Genomic DNA, 15,320 nt, shown 5'->3' on the forward strand with positions numbered 1-15,320 from the left:
GCGCAGACACGACGGCCGATCAAGGCCGGTTCGGCCATCTGATCCCGACGTAACAGCAACGCGGCGGACCGCAATAAGGTCTGGCGGCCGGCCGACGGTCCAAAGCGTCAAAGAGCGTCGGACAGCCTGATTAAAGACAACCGCATCTGCGAATACAGATGAACCGATAAGCAAGGCTCATCTGCAAGCACATGTCCTTTTCGTGTCAAGGGTCGCGCAGGATGTATCGCGACATCTGACAACGATCGGCGGTCGTCATTGTCCAGGCCGTCCGATGGATGCCCTATACTTGGGGCCACAGGATGCTCTGTCAACCACAGCGGCCAAAAAAGTGCCGGTGTCAAGTCTTTCGTGTAAATCACGAAGGGCTTGAAACCGTATGTGGGGCAGTAGGTTAGCTCTTTTCGGGGCCGCTTTGCAGCACTGCGGCTTCGTGGGCTAGGAGCCACATAAGAGCGTCGGGAGGGGAAGCCGCATCGCACTGTGTCGTGCTTGATTGCCGAGGAACGGCGGGCCTGCCGCATCATCATAGCCCAAGAGGCTTGGCGGCATCCAGAACGAAGAACGCGCAGCCTTGGGGCTGCGCGTTCGATGGATGCGGCGGGCGATGTACGACACCATCATGCCGGCTTCGATGGCGCGCTCCGCGTGGCCGTGCCCTTCCTGAATCCCCTGTCTCCCGCCATGAAGGCTTCCAGCATGTGCGGGATCAGCGTCATGGCATCTACCGCCTCGCCATACGCCTGCGCGTGCAGCGCGGCGTAGCGATCGAGGTCGGCTTTCAGGCTGGCCGGACAGGCGAAGGTCAGCTTGACGCTTTCGGTCTTGGGCAGCGGCCCGAGCCGCAGCTTCTTGGTCGTGCTCATTGCGAAGCCCCCCGGTTGAAGAACAGCGGCTGGTACGGCCGCAGCACAAGATCCCGGTTGACGATGATCCGCACCGGCAGGCCGGGCCGGCTGGTCAGCGTGGGTTGGATGTTCATGTTGCGCCGGGTCATCTCCTGGCCGACCTGATTGATGCTGTCCTGTGCGCTGTCGCGTCCGGCGATGACGATGCGGTTGCCGTCCTGGCGGTTCTCCGGCGCGGCCAGCTCGGCGCCAACGCCCAGCAGCGTCGTCAGCACAGCACCGGCGACGATGCGATCCCAATGCCAGTCCACGTCGTCTTCCAGGCCGGCGTAGCCGGCCGGGTCGGTGCCCACGAGGTTGTCGAGCGTCAGCGAGGACGTATCGGGCAGGATGATCCGGTTCCACACCACCTGCACGCGGCTCTGCCCGTAGCTGACCTGGCTGTTGTAGCGCCCGAGGATGCGCGATCCCTGCGGGATCAGCAGGAACTTGCCCGTGGCCGTGTCATAGACCGGCTCTGTCACCGTGGCGATCACGTCGCCCGGCAAGTCCGACTTGATACCTGTCACCAGCGCGCCGGCGATCACCGTGCTCGCCATCACCTGATAAGGCGATGCCGGCAGCGCCAGGTTGCCGGAATTGCGGGTTTCCGTAGAGCCGCCTTTCAGGAATGCCTCTTTCTGGTCTTGCCGGTTCTGCACGGCGGTCGGATCGGCTGGCTGTGCAGCCACAGAGGCCGGCCCGGCAGCGAGTGGGTCGAAGGCCGCGAGCGCGCTGGCAGCGCCAGGCACCCCCGGCGCCGCCTGCGCCACCGTGGCGGCGGCCTGGCCTTGGCCGCCCGAGCGGAAGAACACCGACGAAGCCGCCGCCGCATCAGCTTCCTTGCGCAAGGCATCCTCGGGATCGTGACCCGGAGGCGTATAGGCCGGTGTCACCGGCTGCTGCGAGTTCACGATGGCCGGGCCAAGATCGCCCGGTAGTGGCGGCCCCAGTTCGGGTGCGGCGGGCGGCAAGGCCGGCAGCTTCGAGTAATCGGTTGGCAGCGCGTCCAGCCCTTCGGACTTCGACACGCGATCGACGTTGTAAAGCTCGGCCTGCTCGCTGGCTCCGCGCCGCTGCGGCTGCAATGACCAGATCGTGGCCCCGAACACGGCGACCGACAGGCCGCCGGCAAGGATGGCCAGCGTGCGCCGATTCAGGCGCGTGACCGGGCGCGGCTGGGCGCGCAGCGCCACCGCCTCGGGCGCTACCTTGCCCGCCTGCGGCGTGGCAAGGTCAGGGGCGTCGTCTTGGCTCATGGTCAGTTCCTCCGCGCAACGCCGTCCGTGCGCTCGATTCGCACCACGTCGCCCTTGTCACTGCCCAGGCGCAGTTCGGCCGCGCCGAACAGCCGATCCACGATGTAGTACGGCGAGCGGAAGCGGTAGTTCACCAGTTGTCCATCGCCCTGCGCGCCGATGACGAACAGCGGTGGCAGCTCGCCTTGCGCGATGCCCGGCGGAAACTGGATATAGACCTTCTCGCCGTCATCGAAGGCGCGCAGCGGCTTCCACGGCGGATTGCTGCCGCTGATCGCGTAGCGGAACCGCAGCTTCTCCAGCGACAGTCCGGTATCGACCGGGGCGGCGGCACTGGCCGCCTGCGCCTGGCGCTGCAATGCCAGCATCCGGTCGCGCGGGTACTCCCATGACGCCGACGCCATCCACGTCTTTTCCGTCGAGGTCAGCTCAAGCAAATAGGTGCGGCGGCTGGTAGTGATGACGAGGTTGGTCTTGAGGCTCGAGCGAATCGGCTTGACCAGCACGTTCACGCGCAACTCGGCGCCGCTGCCGCTGGACGTGTCACCCACGATCCAGCGCACGGTATCGCCGGCGGCTACCGTCACCAGTTCTTCGCCCGGCTGGAGCGAAATCACGGTCACGCGACCCACGGCGGCATAGACCTGATACAGCGCGCCATCGGTGAAGGGCCAGACTTGAATCGCGTTGACGTAGCCCTCGCGCGTGGGTGCGACGCGGGCCTCGGCATTGGCGCGCGAGACGCGCACCTTCTCGTCGGCCGGTTCCGGCGTGGGTTTGGCGTCTTCTGCTTCGGGCGCTGGCTTCAACTGCGCCGGCATCGGCAACACCTCGGGTACGGCCACCACCTCCACCGGCGCGGGCGGCTCGGGCAGCGGCTGAGCCTGCACCGGCTCATCGAGCGAAATCACCGGCGGCGGTTTGCCCTGCGTGGCGCAGCCCGCCAGGGCCGCAAGCATCAGCACGGAAACGTAAATACGGAAAGACAGGTTCATGGCTTGGCTCCTTCGGAAGAATCCAGTTCTCGGCTCCACGACAAGCCGTTGACGTAGATGCCCAGGGGGTTCTTGCGCAGGCGTTCTTCGGTGCGCGGCGGCTGGAGCACGATGGACACCACGGCCGTCCACCGCTCTAGGCCAGCCGCGGCGCCGTTGACGTAGCGGCGTTCCGTCCAGCGCACGTTGAAAGACGTGTCGCTGGCGCGCACGACGCTGGCGATCTGCACTGTCACCGACTCCCTGCCGATGCGTGCGAATGGGTCGTTGACCCGCGCGTAGTCGTTGAGCACGGCTGCGCCCTTGTCGGTCGTATAGTCGTAGGCGTCCAGCCAGTTTTGGCGGACGACGATGGGGTCGATGGACAGCGAGCGCACCAGCGTCACGAAGCGCGCAATGTGGTGCGCGGTCTGCGCATCGTTGGGCCGGTAAGGCGTGGCGGCTTCGCCGACGGCGCGCACCTGGCCCGCGCTGTCCACCTCCACCACGTAGGGCGTCACGATGGACTGCGCCGAGCGCCACACCAGGCCGCCAGCCATCAGCAGCGCGAGTGTCAGGCAACCGAAGGCCATCAGCCGCCAGTTCTTCGCCTGCACGCGCGGCGAGCCGATACGCTCGTCCCATACCTGGCCGGCAGCTTGGTACGGCGTGGCAGGCTGCGGCGTGTCGGCATAGCGCACCTGCGGTTTCTTGAATCGCATTGTCAGTTCTCCTTATGAATCGGAATCGCGCAGGCTCGGCCCCTGGCCGGAGCCGCCGCCGTCGCCGCCGCGCAGCGCATGGGCGGTGGTGGTCGCGGCATGGGTGAGTTGCTGGCGGCGATGCAGCCGCTTGGCCCAAGCGGGCTGTGTATTGGCTGCGCCGGACGTGGCCTCGCCTGCGGCGGCCTGGCCGGATGCTCCGGCTGCCGAGTCGCCGTCAGCCGCCTGGCCGTTCCAACCAGAGCGGAAGGGAGCTGCCATGCGTTGCCCAGCAGCGGAAGCACGGGATGCGATGCCGCGCCCGGCGGACTGCGCGCCGGTCTTGGCGACGTTGCCCAAGCCGGCCATCGCGCCCTTCGCGCCACCGCCTGCGGCGGCGGAACCGGCCTGAAACGCCGAGCGTGCGCTGCTGGCCGTCGAGGCGGCAGCACGCGCGCCGCTGCCAGCGAGCTTGGCGGCGGCAGGCGCCATGCGCGCCCCGGCCATGACGGCGCCGCCTACGCCCGTCGCGGCAGCGCCGACGGCAACGGCCGTGCCGGCGGCGCCGACAGCGGCCCCGGCCATCGCGCCCGCGCCGAGTTGCGGCGCACCGGACACCAGGCCCGTGGCGATACCGGGGCCGAAGATCCCGAGCGCCAGCAAGGTGAGCGAGGCCAGCATGATGACCAGCGCATGGTCGATGGAAGGCTCGGCGGGATGGACTTGGAACTCCGCGAACACGCCCGAACCGATGCCGACGATGACAGCCAGCACCAAGACCTTGACGCCAGACGACACCACGTTGCCAAGCACCTTTTCCGCCAAGAAGCTCGTCTTATTCCAGAGCGCGAAAGGCACCAGCACGAAGCCTGCGAGCGTGGTCAGCTTGAACTCGATCAACGTGATGAATAGCTGGATCGCCAGCACGAAGAAGCTCAAGACCACAATCAGCCAGGCGAGGAACATCACCGTGATGGCGTCAAGATTGACGAACACCTCGGGGAAGCCGGCCATCTCGCCGACTTGCTCCAGAATCGGCGCTCCTGCGTCGATGCCGGTTTTCGCCAGCCGGCCCGGCTGCAAGAAGTTCTCCATCGTGATGGCCGAGCCGGTGGCGGTGATGCCCAGCCCGGCGAAGGAGCGGAACACGATGCCGGCCAGCCAGTTGAAGTTGCCGATGATGTAGGCGAAGGCACCGACGTAGAGCACCTTGCGCAGCAGCTTGGCGATGACGTCCTCGCCCTGGCCGGTGGCGTGGCTCATCGCCCAATACAGTCCGGCGATCGTCATGTCGATGACGATCAGCGTTGCGGTGAGGAAGGCCACTTCGCCCTGCAACAGCCCGAAACCCGAGTCGATGTAGGCGGCGAAGATACTGAGGAAGCGGTCGATGATGGTCACGTCATTCATGGCGCGTCCTCTTGATCGGATGCGGCCGGCGATTCGCTGCCGTCGTCCGATTCGGCCGGTGCATCGAAACTTGGCGGGATCGGCGGCAGGTCGGCCAGCGTCTGGTACTCATCCGGCCCGGCCTGGCCGGAGAAGAAGCGCCGCCGGAAGGCTTCGGCGGCGGCGCGGCAAGCGTCCTCGCCCGTGGCCTGCCGGTCGGCCGCGCATTGCGCGCGCAATGCCTTGAGCCGCACGGGATCGGCGGTCAGGGCATCGGCAAGGTTGTCGGTCGGCTGCTCGCTGCAAGCGGCCAGCAGCGCCACAAGCAGCGAAACCGACAGGGCGAGGACGCATCGCATGGCGGCCTCCGTCAGTTGCCGTAGAAGTCCACGCGCTGCGGCGTGTACGGCGTGCCTTCACCCAGGAAGCGCCGCCGCACCTCGCGGGCGCGTTCGGTGGCCGCCGCCTGCCGCGCCAGCTCCAGCGAGGCGGCCCGGTCTTGCGTGATCTGGAGCCGCTGCGACTGGATCGACTGCTTGGCCTGCAAAGCCAGCAACTGGTTCATGGCCTGCATCGCCTGCAACGCGCCTTCGGCCGACTGGCTCTTGCCCACGAGGTCGGCCAGCACGCTTTCGTCTTCGCCCAGGTTCTGCGATACCTGCGCTTGCATCTGCATGGTGGTCTGCAAGCCGTGGAGCGTGTTCCTCCAACGCTCCTGCGCGTCGCGGTACATCTGGTCGCCGCTGACGGTGGCGGCGTACTGCTCGGGATACAGGCGCGCGAACTCCCGATCCAGATTCGTCACGTCGTAGGCCAGGCCGCGCGCCTGGGCGATTAGCCGCTCGGTCGTCGCCAAATTGGCGCGCAACTGGTTCACCACGCTGGACGGCAGGCTGGCGAGGTTGCGCGCCTGGTTCATCAACATCTGCGCTTCGTTCTGAAGCTGCTGGATCTGGTTGTTGATCTGTTGCAACGTGCGGATCGCGGTCAGCGTGTTCTGCACGAGGTTCGTGGGATCGACCACGACCCATTGCGCATGGGCGGTGGCGGTGCAAAGCATGGCCGCGATGGCGGCGGCGATAAGGCGCTTATTCATGGCAGGTTCTCCAGAGGTTGGTCAGCGAGGGAACCCGGCGCGAGGCCGGGGAACGAGGGCAGCAGGTCGGCCGCCCAATCGAGGCCGCGATGGCGCAGCCAGGCGCCCGCGAAGCCGGGCACGCCGGCGTCCAGCAGCACGCGGTCTATGTCGCGCTGGTCTTGCGGCGTGGAAGCGCCCGCAAACGCCAGAGCCGCCGGCCCCAGGTCGAGTTCGAACAGGCGGTTGCCGAGGCGGGATTGGTAGTAGTAGTCGCGCTTGGGCTGCGCGGTGGCGACGATCTCGATCTGCCGCCTGTTGAGGCCGAAGCCCTCGTAGATCGTGCGAATCTGCGGCTCGGTGGCCTGCGGGTTGGGCAAGAAAATCCGACTCGCGCAGCTCTCGATGATCGCGGGCGCGATGCTCGAATCCTTGATGTCGGCGAGGCTCTGCGTGGCGAAGATGACGCTGACGTTCTTCTTGCGCAGTGTCTTGAGCCACTGGCGGATACGCGCGGCAAACACCGGGTCATCGAGGAACAGCCACGCTTCATCAAGGATCAGCAGCGTGGGCGCCCCGTCGAAGCGTTCATCGAAACGCGCAAAGAGGTAATGCAGCACGGCCATGACGGCGGCCTTGCTGTGCATCAGCTCCTCCATCTCGAAGCACTGCACGTCGGCCATGCCCAGCCGGTCGTGGTCGGCGTCCAGCAGCTTGCCGTGGGCGCCACCCAGCACATAGGGCGACAGCGCTTGTCGCAGCGTGTTCGATTGCAGCAGCACGGAAAGTCCCGTCATCGTGCGCTGCTCCACCGGCGCACCGGCGAGACTTCCCAGCGCCGACCAGATAGCCGCCTTCTCGTCGGGGCCGATCGCCACGCCTTCGTGCAGCAAGCGGCCTTCGATCCATTCGGCGGCCCAGGTGCGGTAGCCCTCACGGTCGATGCGCGCGAGTGGCTGGAAGGCGATTTCGCCATCCGTGCCCAGGTCGTAGTGTTCGCCGCCCAGGCCGAGGATGGCGGCCCGCATGGAGCGGCCCATGTCGAAGGCGAAGATGCGCGAGCCGCGATAGCGGCGAAATTGCATCGCCAGCGTGGCGAGCAAGACCGACTTGCCCATGCCGGTCGGCCCCGCGACCAGCGTATGGCCCACGTCGCCGATGTGCGTCACCAGCCGGAACGGCGTGGCGCCGTCGGTGCGTGTCACGATCAGCGGGGGGCCGTCGAGGTGTTCGTTCTTCTCCGGCCCGGCCCATACCGCCGACACCGGCATCATGTGCGCCAGATTCAGCGTCGAGACGATGGGCTGGCGCACGTTGGCGTAAGCATTGCCGGGGAGCGAGGACAGCCAGGCATCCACGGCATTGAGCGTTTCAGGGATGGTGACGAAGCCCCGACCCTGGATGACGCGCTCCACCATGCGCAGCTTCTCGTCTGCGACGGCGGCGTCCTCGTCCATGACGGTGACGGTCGCCGTCAGATAGCCGAAGGCGACTTGATCGCTGCCCAACTCCTGCAAGGCGGCGTCGGCATCGGCGGCCTTGTTGTTGGCGTCGGTATCGACCAGCGGGCTTTCCTGCTGGAAGATCGTTTCGCGCAGCAGCGCGATGACGTTCTTGCGCTTGGCGAACCACTGGCGGCGCAGGCGGGAAAGTTCTTTTTCCGCCTCGGCTTTGTCGAGGCAGAGAAAGCGCGTGCTCCAGCGGTACGCAAAACCGAGGCGGTTGAGGTCGTCCAGAATCCCCGGCCAGGTCGAGGTCGGGAAGCCCCGCACCGACACCAGCCGCAGGTGCTGATCGCCTAGCATGGGCGCCAGGCCGCCGATCAGTGCGGAATCGGTGAGCAGCGCGTCGATGTGGAACGGCACTTCGGGCACGCCGACGCGGTAGCGCCGCGTCGAGATGGTCGCGTGCAGGTAGGTCAGCGTCTGCGCGTCATCGAGCCAGTCAATTTCCGGCATCACGCCGTCGAGCAGGTCAAAGACGCGATCCGTTTCCGCGACGAAGGCTTGCAGCCGCTCGCGCCAGTCCACGCCATTTGTCGGCGTGTTCTCGTAGAGCATCTTGGCTGCACGAGCACGGGATTCCTCCGGCGGCAGGTACACCAGCGTCAGGTGATAGCCGCTCTCGAAGTGATGGCCGGATTCCTCAAACGCGGCCCGGCGTTCTTCCTCCACCAGCCACGAAAGCGGCTCGGGAAACTCCGAGCGCGGATAGTCGGCGGCCGCATGGCGCTCGGCTTCGATGAATAGCGCCCAGCCCGATCCCATGCGGCGCAGCGCGTTGTTCAGTCGCGCCGACGTGGCGATCAGTTCGCCTTGCGTCGCGCTGTCGAGGTCAGGCCCGCGAAACCGGGCCGTGCGCTGGAAACTGCCGTCCTTGTTCAAGACGACGCCCGGCGCGACCAGTCCGGCCCAGGGCAGCCAGTCGGCCAGCAAGGCCGGGCGCTGGCGGTATTCGGCGAGATTCAGCATCGCGGCGTCCTCCCCTCAAACATCCAGCAGCGGCTTGTGTTTGATGTGGCGGGCGAACACGGCCATGAACTGCGGATCAAGGCGCGCGCCCCAGACCGCCAGCGAATGGCCGACGATCCAGAGCACCACGCCCGGTATCCACAATTGCAGGCCCAGCCCGACAGCGGCGGCCAGCGTGCCGTTGGCGATCGCCACGGTGCGCGGCGCACCGCCCAGCAGAATCGGCTCGGTCAGCGAGCGATGCAGCGGCACCTCGAAGCCGGCGGCGAAGGTGTCCGGGGCACTCATACGACGGCCCCGCCGGAGAAGCTGAAGAACGACAGGAAGAAGCTCGAAGCGGCGAACGCGATGGACAGGCCGAAGACGATCTGGATCAGCTTGCGGAATCCGCCCGACGTATCGCCGAAGGCGAGCGCGAGGCCCGTGGCGATGATGATGATGACGGCCACGATGCGCGCCACCGGCCCCTGGATGGATTCGAGGATGGATTGCAGCGGGCCTTCCCACGGCATCGAGGAACCGGCGGCCTGCGCGGTTCCGGCCAGGAACAACAGCAGCGCGGCCAGCAGCAGCCCTTGTCCCGCAGGACGGGCCAGGCAGCGCAGCCGCGCAAGACGCAAAGCCGGATTTGCAGAAAAACGGAAAGCAGGAATGGTCATCTGCGTCATGGCAGTTCTCCAAGTGAGTCAGGGGGTGGGGAAGTCGCCGCAGCGGGTGCGGCATCGGGAAGTGGCTGAAGCTCGGGAAACGGCGTTTCCAGCGCGTCCGCCAGTTGGTAGCCCACTGCGTCGAAGCCGACGACACGGGCGATGCTCTCGATGCGGCGCTTGCGCCCGCGTCCGGCGATGTGGATCACCACGTTGACCGCCTCGGCGATCAGCGCACGGGGCGGATTCACCGCCACTTCGAGAATCAGTTGCTCCAGGCGCAGCAGCGCGCCGAGCGCGGAGCCGGCATGGATCGTGGCGATGCCGCCGGGGTGGCCCGTGCCCCATACCTTGATGAGATCCAGCGCCTCGGCGCCGCGCACTTCGCCAACGACGACGCGATCAGGCCGCAGGCGCATGGACGAGCGAACCAGCTCGGTCATCGACACCACGCCTGCGCGCGTGCGCAGGGGAACGTGGTCACGGGCCGCGCATTGCAGCTCCACCGTGTCTTCGAGCACCAGCACGCGGTCGCCCGTGGCGGCAATCTCGGCCAGCAGCGCATTGGCCAGGGTCGTCTTGCCGCTGCTGGTAGCGCCGGCGATCAAGACGTTCTGCCGCTCGCGCACGGCGCGAACGAGAAAGCCCGCTTGCGCGCTGGTCATCATCCCGTCGATGACGTACCGCTCCAGCGGAATGACGCCGATGGCGCGCTTGCGCAGCGCGAAGGCTGGCCCCGGCGCGGCAGGCGGCAAGATGCCCTCGAAGCGTTCTCCCGTTTCCGGCAACTCGGCCGACAGCAGCGGTTGGCCGCGATGCACCTCCGCTCCGACATGGGCTGCCACGAGGCGGATGATTCGCTCACCGTCCGCTTCGGACAGTTCCACGCCCATCGGCGCCCGACCACTGGAAAGCCGATCCACCCAGAGGGTGCGATCGGGATTCAGCATCACCTCCACCACGTCCGGGTCTTCGAGTGCCGCGGCGATCAGCGGCCCCATCGCCGTGCGCAGCATCTGGAAGCGGCGGTCGAGCGACGTGGCGCTCATGGACTGCGGAACGGCGCTCATGACGCACGCTCCTGCGCTTGCGCGGCTGCCGCCGCGTCTTCCATCCGCATCGGGTCGGGATGCAGTTCTTCCACCACGTCGCGCACCAGGCTGCGCCCGCGCAGCAGGTGCCGGCCCAACTGTTCAACGAACTGCTCGAAGCGCGCTTTGCCTTGGGCGCGGGCGGCCTCTTGGTGTGCCTCGGGGACTGGCGTGCTGACCGTGAGGTAGTAGCGAATGAACAGCGCCAGCGTCTCGATCTGGATGTTCTGGTCGCGCTCCAGGCGTTCGGTTTGGCGCGACAGGCGATCCAACCGCTTGGCGATGGCCGCCTCGCGCTGGTCGGCGGCATCGGGCGACAGCCAGGACGCCAAGGCAGCGGCGACGATGGACGACTTGGACACGCCTTTCATGGCGGCCAGCTCGTCCAGGCGCTTGGCGTGCTCTGGCTGGATGAATAGGTTGAGGCGGTAGTGGCTCATAGCTCGATTCCGTCGTTGGGGTCGAGGGAAGCCAGCCGCGCCGTGCGCTGCATGACCGGGTCAAGCTGGCGAGGAAGGGGAAGCGGCAGGTCGTCGTCGTCATCGAGCAGCGCGAGGTCGGCAGTCGGCACGGCCAGCTCGGGGGCGTAGGTGACGGTTTCGGAGAGTTCGGGTTGGCGGCGCGGGCCGCCGTCATCCGTGGAACCCAGGCCATCGGCGGATGCCGTGGCCGGTGCGGCGGGCACGGCGGGAACCGCCAACCCGCTCCAGTCGTCGGGCCGCGATGGCGGCGCGTCTGCGTACTGCCCGCCCGCCAGTACGGGCGGCGACAGCACGCGACGCTTGAAATTGCCGTCCGCGTAGTAGCGCAGCTTCTTCGCCTTGATTGGCGCGACGCTGGACACCATCACCACCGCCTCGTCGGGCGGAAGCTGCATCACTTCGCCCGGCGTCAGCAGCGGGCGCGCGGTTTCCTGGCGCGACACCATCAGGTGGCCCAGCCACGGCGCGAGCCGATGGCCCGCGTAGTTGCGCTGGGCGCGCAGCTCGGTGGCCGTGCCCAGCGTCTCGGAGATCCGTTTGGCGGTGCGCTCGTCGTTCGTGGCGAACGTCACGCGCACATGGCAGTTGTCGAGGATGGAGTGGTTTTGCCCATACGCCTTGTCGATCTGGTTGAGCGACTGCGCGATGAGGAAGCTGCGGATGCCGTAGCCCGCCATGAAGGCCAGCGCCGTCTCGAAGAAGTCCAGGCGCCCCAGCGCAGGGAACTCATCGAGCATCAGCAGCAGCTTGTGGCGGCGCTCGATGCCATCGGAGCCATCGAGCGATTCGGTGAGGCGCCGTCCGATCTGGTTGAGGATCAGGCGAATGAGCGGCTTCGTCCGCGAAATGTCCGAAGGCGGCACCACGAGGTACAGCGATACCGGATGCTCGACCGCGATCAGGTCGGCGATGCGCCAATCGCAGCGCGAGGTGACTTCGGCCACCGTCGGGTCGCGGTACAGGCCGAGGAACGACATGGCGGTGCTCAACACGCCGGAACGCTCGTTGTCCGACTTGTTGAGCACTTCGCGCGCCGCCGAAGCGACGACAGGATGCGGCCCATCGCCCAGGTGGGGCGTGGTCATCATCCGGTGCAAGGTCAGCTCGAACGGGCTGGCCGGGTCGGAGAGGAAGTTGGCGACGCCGCGCAGCGTCTTGTCTTCGCCGGCGTAGAGCACATGCAAGATCGCACCGACCAACAGCGCGTGGCTGGTTTTCTCCCAATGGTTCCGGCGCTCCAATGCACCTTCGGGATCGACCAAAATGTCTGCGATGTTCTGAACGTCGCGCACCTCATGCGCGCCTCGCCGCACCTCCAGCAGCGGGTTGTAGGCCGCCGACTTCGCATCGGTCGGGTTGAACAGCAGGCAATGCGAGAAACGCGAGCGCCAGCCTGCGGTGATCTGCCAGTTCTCGCCTTTGATGTCGTGGATGACGGCGGATGCGGGCCAGGAAAGCAGCGTCGGCACCACGAGGCCAACGCCCTTGCCCGAGCGCGTAGGCGCGAAGGTCAGGACGTGTTCCGGGCCTTCATGCCGCAGGTACTGGCGGTCGTGCTGGCCGAGGAACACGCCGGCCGGTTGCGTGAGGCCCGCCTTGCGAATGTCCTGCGCGCTAGCCCAGCGCGCAGAGCCGTAGGTGGTAACGAGGCGAGCTTGGCGCGAGCGCCAGACCGACATGGCGATGGCAACGCCCACGGCGACCATGCCGCTGGTGCCGGCGATGGTGCCGCCGGTGTCGAATACTTCCGGTGCATAGGCCCCGAAGAAGAACCACCACTCAAACAGTTTCCAAGGGTGGTAGATCGACGTGCCAAGGAAGTCGAACCAGGGCGAGCCAAGGCGTACTTGATAGCCAAGGGCGGCTGCTGTCCATTGTGTGGCGCCCCACACGCCGGCGATCACGATGCCGAATACGACGGCGATCTGACCGAACAGCACGTTCGTCCCTTGCATGACCTGGCCTCCGATTTCTCCTGAGCTGATTCCTCATGGAAAGAGCGGCACAAAGGCGTGCCGCAGGCGTCAGGATCGGTGCCGGGTCAGTGCCGGTCAAAGACCGTTTTCAGCAGAAAGGTCGAGCAAAAAGACAGAATGAGTGTGACGGCGAGCCAAAGAAAAACGCCGCAAGCGAAGGCGCATTGCGGCGTGTCGAACAGAAAAATGAAGGCGATGCGGCGAATCGCCAACGATCAGAACTTGGGCGGTTCCTTCGGCGGCGTGTACGGCGTTTCGACGTCGCCATAGAACCGCTTGCGTGTGGCCTCGGCCACTCGGTTGCACAGCAAGTCGCCGAGCTTGGGGCGATCGGTCTTGCATTGCTGGCGCAACTCTTTGAGCCGTTCGGGGTTGGCCGCCAGTTCTTCCACTGTCGGGATATTCGCTTCCGACGTGTTGGCCTTCTGAGGCGTCTCGGACTGGCCGCAGGCAGTCAATGCGGCCACCAACAAGAATGGGACGGTCTTCTTCATGGCGGAGGCTCCTCTAGGAAATCGGAATGACGACCCGCCTTGGGCCTTGCGGGTTCCGGTGACTCGATGGCCTGCACGCGCTCAACGAACCGCGCCAGCACCTCGGACGGCTCGCCGTCGGGGTACAGCAGGTAGGTTGTCAGCGGCGGCACGCGCAATGCCAGCGGCCGGGCCACCACGCCTGAATCGGGATTGGCGGCAATGCGCGCGGCGCCAGTAAACCCAAGCGCGAGGCCGGCCGATACCAAGGCCATCATCAGATCGCACGTAGCGACACGCTCTGCGACCAGCGGCTCAATGTCGGCTCGGCGCAGCACCCGATCGACGAATTTGGCATGGCCTTCGCACACTTGTGGATCGCACAGAACCAGCGGATAGCGCAGCAGTTCCTCCAGAGGGATGCGCTTGTGTGCCAGCAGCGGATGCCGCGCTGGCACCGTCACGATGAGCGTGTCATTCCAGGCCGGCATGGTGGCGATGCCATCGCCCACGTCATCGGACTGTGCAAACCCCACGTCGTACATATCTTCATGCAGCCCCTTGATCTGCTGAGACAATGGCACCTCGAAGAATCGCAGTTCAACCTCGGGTTCTTCTTGGCGGCACAACGCCAGCAAAGCTGGCAGGCGCGATGGCGTGATGCCATCGGACAAGGCCACACGCAACTGCCCATGAAAGCCATTCGCCGCTGCTTTCACACTGTCGCGCGCTTGTTCCAAGGCGGAGAACACGCGGCGCACATGCACTATGAAGAGTTTGCCAGCACGAGTCAGCCGCGTACTGCGTGTGGTACGGGCGAGTAACACAACGCCCAATTCTTCTTCCAACTCCTTGATGGCTCGGGACAGGGGCGATTGCTCGATGTGCAGCTTCTCTGCGGCACGTGCGAAGTGAAGTTCCTCCGCTACAGCGAGAAAATATCTCAGGTGTCTCAATTCCATCGAATACTCACTCCCTGCGAACCAAGAAAGAAGCCGCTCCTTAACCATTGCCGGAACCTCGACTTGTTCATCCGGGCCAGCGCCGATGCAGCGTGTCGATGACAAACGGATGTGCGTGCGGCGCTACGCCATACGACCGAAGATGCGCATGGTCATCTGGAAGATCGCCATGCTCATGCACAAGAACTGATTGGTCGTCTCGCGGCCAGCTCCGAACTGCGGCAAGCATCCCAACGACCGCAAGGCAACTCAGAGCAGCCAAGGCAACGCCAAGACCGAACTTGAGGCCGACCCAGCCTGCCAATGGGTACGCCAGCAGCCAACAGATATGCGAGAAGGAGAATTGCGCGGCGAACACCGCTGGTAGATCCTCCTCGTGTGCCGACCGCCGTATCAAGCGCCCTCCAGGCGTCACCAATCCGGCATAGGCAACGCCCAACACGCCCCATGCCGGCAGCAGCAACGCCCAATCTCGCCAAGATGGCAATGCGATCCAGGCGGCAGCAGTGGCCAGCAGCGCAAGCACCATCATCGTCGCGGCGGACAACATCACGCAGCGATCAGAGATTCGGTCAAGCACCTTGGGCAATAGCAGCGCGGCCAACGTGGAACCGCCTCCGAAGGTCGCAAGCGCCAGTGCAACCTGCTGTTCGCTGCCATCCAAGAAGTTCCGAACGATCACGATGGTGTTGACGAACACCATCGCCCCACCGGCCGCCGCGCAAAGATGCAATGCCAGCAGACCGCGCAACCGTGGCGTTTGGAGGTAGATGCGTGTTCCGCGAAGGAGTCTTTCGCCGAATCCACCGTTGCGCCTACTAGCGACGACGACTGCCGGAAGCGCCGCCGCCTTAATCAGTCCGGCCGAGAACAGAAAGCCGAAAGCCGTACCTACTAAGCCAGCAAGGTGGATGCTCATGTGACCCTCCGCCT

At 65.9% G+C, this 15,320-nt stretch carries 16 protein-coding genes; all 16 read right to left on the reverse strand.

The features are described 5' to 3' along the window. Positions 1 to 620 precede the first annotated feature (620 nt). The 16 genes from WG924_RS20550 to WG924_RS20625 all read right to left on the reverse strand — a co-directional run bounded on the left by WG924_RS20550 (position 621) and on the right by WG924_RS20625 (position 15,306). Positions 621 to 866, reverse strand: a complete 246-nt coding sequence (locus tag WG924_RS20550) for a DUF2274 domain-containing protein (RefSeq protein ID WP_028240142.1) — start codon at positions 864 to 866, stop codon at positions 621 to 623. After that, on the reverse strand, positions 863 to 2,146 hold the full coding sequence (locus WG924_RS20555; protein WP_028240143.1) for a TraB/TrbI/VirB10 family type IV secretion system protein: 1,284 nt from the start codon (positions 2,144 to 2,146) through the stop codon (positions 863 to 865). Before WG924_RS20555 ends, WG924_RS20550 begins: the two co-directional genes overlap by 4 nt. 2 nt (positions 2,147 to 2,148) lie before the next feature. After that, positions 2,149 to 3,141 (reverse strand): P-type conjugative transfer protein TrbG, encoded by a 993-nt coding sequence (gene trbG, locus WG924_RS20560; protein WP_028240144.1) that lies wholly within the window; start codon positions 3,139 to 3,141, stop codon positions 2,149 to 2,151. Then, positions 3,138 to 3,842: a conjugal transfer protein TrbF gene (gene trbF / locus WG924_RS20565; protein WP_028240145.1), complete on the reverse strand. Its 705-nt coding sequence runs from the start codon at positions 3,840 to 3,842 to the stop codon at positions 3,138 to 3,140. Before trbF ends, trbG begins: the two co-directional genes overlap by 4 nt. A 12-nt stretch (positions 3,843 to 3,854) precedes the next feature. Beyond that, entirely contained in the window at positions 3,855 to 5,231 is a 1,377-nt protein-coding gene (gene trbL / locus WG924_RS20570) for a P-type conjugative transfer protein TrbL (RefSeq protein ID WP_028240146.1), read from the reverse strand. Continuing rightward, positions 5,228 to 5,569: a hypothetical protein gene (locus tag WG924_RS20575; protein WP_028240147.1), complete on the reverse strand. Its 342-nt coding sequence runs from the start codon at positions 5,567 to 5,569 to the stop codon at positions 5,228 to 5,230. Before WG924_RS20575 ends, trbL begins: the two co-directional genes overlap by 4 nt. An 11-nt stretch (positions 5,570 to 5,580) precedes the next feature. Next, the gene (gene trbJ / locus WG924_RS20580) at positions 5,581 to 6,306 is read right to left on the reverse strand and encodes a P-type conjugative transfer protein TrbJ (RefSeq protein WP_028240148.1); all 726 of its coding nucleotides are present in this window, start codon (positions 6,304 to 6,306) and stop codon (positions 5,581 to 5,583) included. Beyond that, complete coding sequence (trbE, locus tag WG924_RS20585; RefSeq protein ID WP_028240149.1) at positions 6,303 to 8,756, reverse strand: conjugal transfer protein TrbE; 2,454 nt, start codon at positions 8,754 to 8,756, stop codon at positions 6,303 to 6,305. Before trbE ends, trbJ begins: the two co-directional genes overlap by 4 nt. Before the next feature lie 15 nt (positions 8,757 to 8,771). Then, on the reverse strand, positions 8,772 to 9,044 hold the full coding sequence (locus WG924_RS20590; protein WP_023083647.1) for a VirB3 family type IV secretion system protein: 273 nt from the start codon (positions 9,042 to 9,044) through the stop codon (positions 8,772 to 8,774). Beyond that, positions 9,041 to 9,424 carry a TrbC/VirB2 family type IV secretion system protein gene (locus WG924_RS20595; protein ID WP_003103996.1) on the reverse strand — a complete coding sequence of 128 codons (384 nt, stop codon included), beginning with the start codon at positions 9,422 to 9,424 and terminating at the stop codon, positions 9,041 to 9,043. Before WG924_RS20595 ends, WG924_RS20590 begins: the two co-directional genes overlap by 4 nt. Continuing rightward, entirely contained in the window at positions 9,421 to 10,473 is a 1,053-nt protein-coding gene (gene trbB / locus WG924_RS20600) for a P-type conjugative transfer ATPase TrbB (RefSeq protein WP_028240150.1), read from the reverse strand. Before trbB ends, WG924_RS20595 begins: the two co-directional genes overlap by 4 nt. Next, positions 10,470 to 10,934: a ribbon-helix-helix protein, CopG family gene (locus tag WG924_RS20605; protein WP_028240151.1), complete on the reverse strand. Its 465-nt coding sequence runs from the start codon at positions 10,932 to 10,934 to the stop codon at positions 10,470 to 10,472. Before WG924_RS20605 ends, trbB begins: the two co-directional genes overlap by 4 nt. After that, on the reverse strand, positions 10,931 to 12,931 hold the full coding sequence (locus WG924_RS20610; protein WP_028240152.1) for a conjugal transfer protein TraG: 2,001 nt from the start codon (positions 12,929 to 12,931) through the stop codon (positions 10,931 to 10,933). Before WG924_RS20610 ends, WG924_RS20605 begins: the two co-directional genes overlap by 4 nt. A gap of 236 nt (positions 12,932 to 13,167) precedes the next feature. Next, complete coding sequence (locus WG924_RS20615; RefSeq protein ID WP_028240153.1) at positions 13,168 to 13,446, reverse strand: EexN family lipoprotein; 279 nt, start codon at positions 13,444 to 13,446, stop codon at positions 13,168 to 13,170. Continuing rightward, on the reverse strand, positions 13,443 to 14,387 hold the full coding sequence (locus WG924_RS20620) for a LysR family transcriptional regulator (protein WP_017677032.1): 945 nt from the start codon (positions 14,385 to 14,387) through the stop codon (positions 13,443 to 13,445). The genes WG924_RS20615 and WG924_RS20620 overlap by 4 nt, the downstream gene beginning before the upstream one ends. A 67-nt stretch (positions 14,388 to 14,454) precedes the next feature. Further along, positions 14,455 to 15,306, reverse strand: a complete 852-nt coding sequence (locus WG924_RS20625; RefSeq protein ID WP_051231742.1) for an MFS transporter — start codon at positions 15,304 to 15,306, stop codon at positions 14,455 to 14,457. Between the last annotated feature and the right edge of the window lie 14 nt (positions 15,307 to 15,320).

Origin of the sequence: Tistrella arctica (genome assembly GCF_039630945.1) — a bacterium.
GTDB lineage: Bacteria > Pseudomonadota > Alphaproteobacteria > Tistrellales > Tistrellaceae > Tistrella > Tistrella bauzanensis.

Coding starts and splice junctions, on each gene's coding strand:
- WG924_RS20550 (WP_028240142.1), bottom strand. CDS start 866: ATGAGCACGACCAAGAAGCTGCGGCTCGGGCCGCTGCCCAAGACCGAA.
- WG924_RS20595 (WP_003103996.1), bottom strand. CDS start 9,424: ATGACGCAGATGACCATTCCTGCTTTCCGTTTTTCTGCAAATCCGGCT.
- WG924_RS20615 (WP_028240153.1), bottom strand. CDS start 13,446: ATGAAGAAGACCGTCCCATTCTTGTTGGTGGCCGCATTGACTGCCTGC.
- WG924_RS20575 (WP_028240147.1), bottom strand. CDS start 5,569: ATGCGATGCGTCCTCGCCCTGTCGGTTTCGCTGCTTGTGGCGCTGCTG.
- WG924_RS20620 (WP_017677032.1), bottom strand. CDS start 14,387: ATGGAATTGAGACACCTGAGATATTTTCTCGCTGTAGCGGAGGAACTT.
- WG924_RS20610 (WP_028240152.1), bottom strand. CDS start 12,931: ATGCAAGGGACGAACGTGCTGTTCGGTCAGATCGCCGTCGTATTCGGC.
- trbG (WP_028240144.1), bottom strand. CDS start 3,141: ATGAACCTGTCTTTCCGTATTTACGTTTCCGTGCTGATGCTTGCGGCC.
- WG924_RS20590 (WP_023083647.1), bottom strand. CDS start 9,044: ATGAGTGCCCCGGACACCTTCGCCGCCGGCTTCGAGGTGCCGCTGCAT.
- trbF (WP_028240145.1), bottom strand. CDS start 3,842: ATGCGATTCAAGAAACCGCAGGTGCGCTATGCCGACACGCCGCAGCCT.
- trbJ (WP_028240148.1), bottom strand. CDS start 6,306: ATGAATAAGCGCCTTATCGCCGCCGCCATCGCGGCCATGCTTTGCACC.
- trbL (WP_028240146.1), bottom strand. CDS start 5,231: ATGAATGACGTGACCATCATCGACCGCTTCCTCAGTATCTTCGCCGCC.
- WG924_RS20605 (WP_028240151.1), bottom strand. CDS start 10,934: ATGAGCCACTACCGCCTCAACCTATTCATCCAGCCAGAGCACGCCAAG.
- trbE (WP_028240149.1), bottom strand. CDS start 8,756: ATGCTGAATCTCGCCGAATACCGCCAGCGCCCGGCCTTGCTGGCCGAC.
- WG924_RS20625 (WP_051231742.1), bottom strand. CDS start 15,306: ATGAGCATCCACCTTGCTGGCTTAGTAGGTACGGCTTTCGGCTTTCTG.
- WG924_RS20555 (WP_028240143.1), bottom strand. CDS start 2,146: ATGAGCCAAGACGACGCCCCTGACCTTGCCACGCCGCAGGCGGGCAAG.
- trbB (WP_028240150.1), bottom strand. CDS start 10,473: ATGAGCGCCGTTCCGCAGTCCATGAGCGCCACGTCGCTCGACCGCCGC.